This is a genomic window from Streptomyces sp. UH6, assembly GCF_013421635.1.
Classification (GTDB): Bacteria; Actinomycetota; Actinomycetes; order Streptomycetales; family Streptomycetaceae; genus Streptomyces; species Streptomyces abyssomicinicus.
The window spans coordinates 1-4,209 of record NZ_JACADT010000487.1 but is presented as its reverse complement, the minus strand read 5'-3'; the positions used below and the strand labels follow the sequence as shown (position 1 = coordinate 4,209).

Sequence of the window (4,209 nt, the reverse complement as noted above, 5' to 3'; positions counted from 1 at the left end):
CCGGCGGGAACTGGCCGCCGCACTGGTGGGCCTGCGCGGCACCACCCAGGCGGCGTCCGGCGAATGGTGGTCGCGTGCCCTGCCGATGGAGGACGTGGTGACGGAGGATCAGGCCGGACACCGTACGCTCGCCGCGACGGTACGACACCCGCTGCCCGGCTCCGCCGCGGTGACGCCGTCGCACCACCCGAGCACGACGACGGAGGACGCCAGGTCATGACGGACAACGGGACCCGCCCCGGCCAGGGGCCGGTGGACGCGGCGGACATCGTCGCCGCGGTCGTCCGGCAGTGGCGGACGGTCCTCCCCGAACTGGACACCGACCCGATGGAGCTCATCGGGCGGATCAACCGCAGCGCCGCGCTCCTGCGACAGGCGGAGGACGCGCCCCTGCGCCGGCCGGGCCTCACCCGGCCGGAGTTCGAGCTGCTGGGCGCGCTCCGGCGCACCGGGCGCGAGCTCACGCCCGGCGACCTGGCCCGGGAGACGTTCTCGTCCGGAGCGGCGGTGACCAAACGGCTCAAGCAGCTCACCGAGCGGGAGCTGGTGGAACGGCGTGCCGACGCCAGGGACCGCAGAGTGGTGCTGGTACGCCTCACCGAGGCGGGCCGGGAACTCGTCGACGCCGTACTGCCGGAACAGCTGTCGTTCGAGGCGGACGTCCTCTCGGGGCTGGACGCGCAGGAGCGTCACCTGCTGGCGGAACTGCTCGGCAAGCTCCTGACCCAGCTGGAGGGCCGACTCGCCGCACGGCTGTGACCGCCCGCCGGCCCCCTGCCTCCGCCGCGGCTCTCAGATGCCCGGCCGGTGGCGCAGCGGATGGTCAGCCGGAATCTCCACCAGTACGATCGGCAGGCCGTCCGGGTCGGCGATCCACATCTCGATCAGCCCCCACGGCTCGCGCACCGGCTCCCGGACGATCTCCACGCCCCGCGCCGCCAGCTCGTCCCGGGCCGCCGACGCGTCCGCCACCTGGAGCCACAGCCGCACGGCGCCGTCCGGCGCGGCCCCGTCGGCTCCGGCCGGGCGCCGTCCCGACAACTCCAGGAACCCGCCGCCGAGGAAGTACACCGTCCCCCGCTCCTCGCCGGTGCCGAACTCCCGGTACACGGCGAGGCCCAGCCTGTCGCCGTAGAACTCCCGGGAGACCGCCGGATCGAGGGGGCGGATCAACGTCCTGCTGCCCAGTACGTGCACCATGGGCGGCAGCCTAGACACCGGAGAGAACATGCGCCCCAGCGACAGCTCGGCCGGCACCGCCGCCACCCCGACCATCGCGGCGGAATTCCGCGACGGCACCCTCGACGACGTCGACGCCCTGGTCGCCCTGGTCGAGTCCGCCTACCGGGGAGACGCCAGCCGGACCGGCTGGACCACCGAGGCGGACATCCTGGACGGCCGGCGCACCGACCCCGAGGCGGTGCGGGAGATCCTCACCGACCCCTCGGGCCGGCTGCTGGTCGCCGAACAGGACGGCCGGATCATCGCCTGCTGCCAGCTCGAGCACCGTGGCGACCACGCGTACTTCGGCATGTTCGCCGTACGGCCCGGCCTCCAGGGCGGGGGACTGGGCCGCACCGTGATGGCGGAGGCCGAGCGCTTCGTCCGCGAGGCCTGGGGGGCCGCCGAGATGCACATGACGGTGATCTCCGCACGGGAGGAACTGATCGCCTGGTACGAGCGCCGGGGCTACCGCCGCACCGGGAGGACCAGCCCCTTCCCCTACGGCGACGAGCGGTTCGGCATCCCCCGCCGCGACGACCTGGAGTTCGAACTGCTGGTGAAGGAGCTGGCCGCCCCCGGGGTCAGCCCGGCTTGATCTCCGGACGGTCGGTGACCACCCCGTCGAGCCCGAAGGCGTGCGCCAGGCGCAGCTGCTCCGGGGTGTTCACCGTCCAGGCCAGGACGCGCAGCTGCGCGCGCCGGGCGCACTCCACCGTCTCCAGGGTGAGCCGGCGGATGTTCAGCGACATGGTCCGGGCACCGGCCCGGACCGCCCGGTCGACGACCCCCGCGTCGTAACGGCTCGCCACCAGAGCCGTCCGCACGCCCGGGACCAGACGGGCGATCTCCTCGATCGCCTCCGCGTGGAACGAGATGACCTCCACGCGCTCCACGAGATCGCGCCCCAGCATCACCTCGGCCAGCCGCTGCGCCGCCGCCACGTCCTTGATCTCGGCCTGGAGCGGCGCCGTCACCGCGTCCAGGACCTCCTCGAACACGGGGATCCGCTCGCCGGCGCCGGCGTCCAGCCCGCGCAGTTCCTCCAGCGTGCGGTCGGCGATCGGGCCCGTGCCGTCGGTGGTGCGGTCGACCGTGGCGTCGTGCATCACCACCAGGGCGCCGTCCCTGCTCAGGTGGAGGTCCAGTTCGATCAGGTCGAGACCGGCCTTCTCGGCCGCGACGAACGAGCGCAGCGTGTTCTCCGGCTCGACGCCCATGATTCCGCGGTGGCCGATGGTGAGGAAACCCAAGATCTTCTCGCTCCCGTGCGCTGTGTCTGCTCCGTGCCTTCTCCGCCCCGCAGCCTAGAGGCCGCGCGCCGCCGTCCGGCCCGCTCCCGCGTCACCCGGACGGCGCCTTGACAGGAAAATTCGCGCTGAAACGCGGCTTCGACGGGAAGTTTTCCCAAGATCCCCTCTTGCTGAAAAAGAAGATGGTGCTTACGGTGAGTCCACCCGAGGTACTCCCGTGGAGAGTGAGACATGACGGAGGTTCGTGTGCAGAAGGGCACTCAGGGGCAGCGACAGGCTCCCGGGGCGCGGGTGGCCGACCATCCGGCATGGCCCGCGCTCAAGGGCGCGGTGGAGCGCATCCGGCCCTGGCAGAGCAAGGACGGTTCCCTCGACCTCTCCGCCGACGGCGCCCCCGGCCGCGCCGAGGCCGAGCGGGCCGTGTCCGAGGTGGTGGACGCCGTCACGGCCCTCGCCCCGCTGCTGCCGCACGACGCCGCCTACCACGAGGCGCTGGTCAAGGACCTGCGCCGATGGGCCGAGACCGGCTTCGGGGTGCCGGACTTCCTCGACTCGCTGATGGCCTTCCAGCCGGCCGCGCGCCGTGAGGACGGTCTCCAGCACCTGGTCGTCTTCCCGATGTACACGCAGAACGGCAACCCGGACCGCAACCTCGAGGCCGTCGTGCTCCGCATGGTGTGGCCGGACTGGCTGGCCGAGCTGGAGCGGACCCGCTACGACAACCCGCTCTTCTGCGCCATCACCTTCGAGGACTTCACCTCCGGCTACGACACCAACTCGGCCGTCCTCTTCCCGGAGACCGTCGCCGTGCGCGAGGCGCCCGAGCGCTTCACCTGGGGCGGCATCTTCTGCGACCGCGAGGCCGCCCGCTTCCGCCGGGTGACCGAGGCGGCCGTCGGCATCCTCGGTCTGGAGCTCCCCGACGACGTCGCGGCGATGGTCCACGACCAGCAGCGCTGCCAGGACGCGTTCGTGCTGTGGGACCTGGTCCACGACCGCACGCACAGCCACGGCGACCTGCCGTTCGACCCCTTCATGATCAAGCAGCGCCAGCCGTTCTGGATGTACGGCCTGGAGGAGCTGCGCTGCGACCTCACCGCCTTCAAGGAGGCCGTGAAGCTGGAGGCCGAGGGCGTCCAGCAGGCCCGTGACGTGCAGACGGCGGTCCTCTTCGACCGCATGTTCCGCTTCCCGGTCACCGGCGAGCGCAGCCGGAACTACGACGGCCTCGGCGGTCAGCTGCTCTTCGCCTACCTGCACAAGCACGACGTCGTCCGCTGGACCGACAACAAGCTGCACATCGACTGGCAGCGCGCCCCCGAGATCACCAACCGGCTCTGCGCCGAGATCGAGGCGCTCTACCGCGACGGCATCGACCGGCCCAAGCTGGTCCACTGGTTCGCCGGCTACGAACTGGTCTCCACCTACCTGGCGCCCCACCCGGGCTCCCGCTGGGCGAAGGGCCCCGACGCCCTCGACCTCACGCAGCCCCCGCGCAAGCTCGTCGACGACGTGCTGCCGGACGAGTTTCCGCTGAGCATGTTCTACGAGGCGCTCGCCAAGAAGCTCAAGCACGTGATCGCCTCCGCCAAGGGGATCACCGCCGAAACCGCCGAGCTGCCCACCGCCGCGTAGGCGGCCCGGACAAGCCACCGACCGGCCCGGGAACGGCCGGACGAGTCAGCGAAACGCCTGGGAGGCGAGAGCGATGGGGAACGGAAACGGAGCGCTCGAG

The 4,209-nt window shown here is 72.0% G+C and carries 5 protein-coding genes and 1 pseudogene; 4 read left to right on the top strand and 2 right to left on the bottom strand.

The annotated features are described in order from the left end of the window. A pseudogene (locus HW445_RS33685) lies at nucleotides 1-220 on the top strand (FUSC family protein); the annotation flags it as partial. Beyond that, the gene (locus HW445_RS20520) at nucleotides 217-759 is read left to right on the top strand and encodes a MarR family winged helix-turn-helix transcriptional regulator (RefSeq protein ID WP_257231188.1); all 543 of its coding nucleotides are present in this window, start codon (nucleotides 217-219) and stop codon (nucleotides 757-759) included. The pseudogene HW445_RS33685 and the gene HW445_RS20520, both read left to right, overlap by 4 nt. Nucleotides 760-792: 33 nt before the next feature. On the opposite strand, the gene HW445_RS20515 is transcribed toward HW445_RS20520, so the two are convergent. Then, nucleotides 793-1,200 carry a VOC family protein gene (locus HW445_RS20515; RefSeq protein ID WP_180222446.1) on the bottom strand — a complete coding sequence of 136 codons (408 nt, stop codon included), beginning with the start codon at nucleotides 1,198-1,200 and terminating at the stop codon, nucleotides 793-795. 28 nt (nucleotides 1,201-1,228) lie between these two features. Between HW445_RS20515 and HW445_RS20510 the strand changes: the two genes are divergently transcribed. Continuing rightward, the gene (locus HW445_RS20510; protein WP_180222445.1) at nucleotides 1,229-1,819 is read left to right on the top strand and encodes a GNAT family N-acetyltransferase; all 591 of its coding nucleotides are present in this window, start codon (nucleotides 1,229-1,231) and stop codon (nucleotides 1,817-1,819) included. Here the strand turns inward: HW445_RS20510 and HW445_RS20505 are convergent. Then, the gene (locus HW445_RS20505; RefSeq protein WP_180222444.1) at nucleotides 1,806-2,474 is read right to left on the bottom strand and encodes a glycerophosphodiester phosphodiesterase family protein; all 669 of its coding nucleotides are present in this window, start codon (nucleotides 2,472-2,474) and stop codon (nucleotides 1,806-1,808) included. The two genes, HW445_RS20510 and HW445_RS20505, sit on opposite strands and share 14 nt — an antisense overlap. A gap of 231 nt (nucleotides 2,475-2,705) precedes the next feature. Here HW445_RS20505 and HW445_RS20500 point away from each other — a divergent pair, with 231 nt between their 5' ends. After that, complete coding sequence (locus HW445_RS20500) at nucleotides 2,706-4,109, top strand: DUF6421 family protein (RefSeq protein ID WP_180222443.1); 1,404 nt, start codon at nucleotides 2,706-2,708, stop codon at nucleotides 4,107-4,109. Nucleotides 4,110-4,209: the final 100 nt, after the last annotated feature.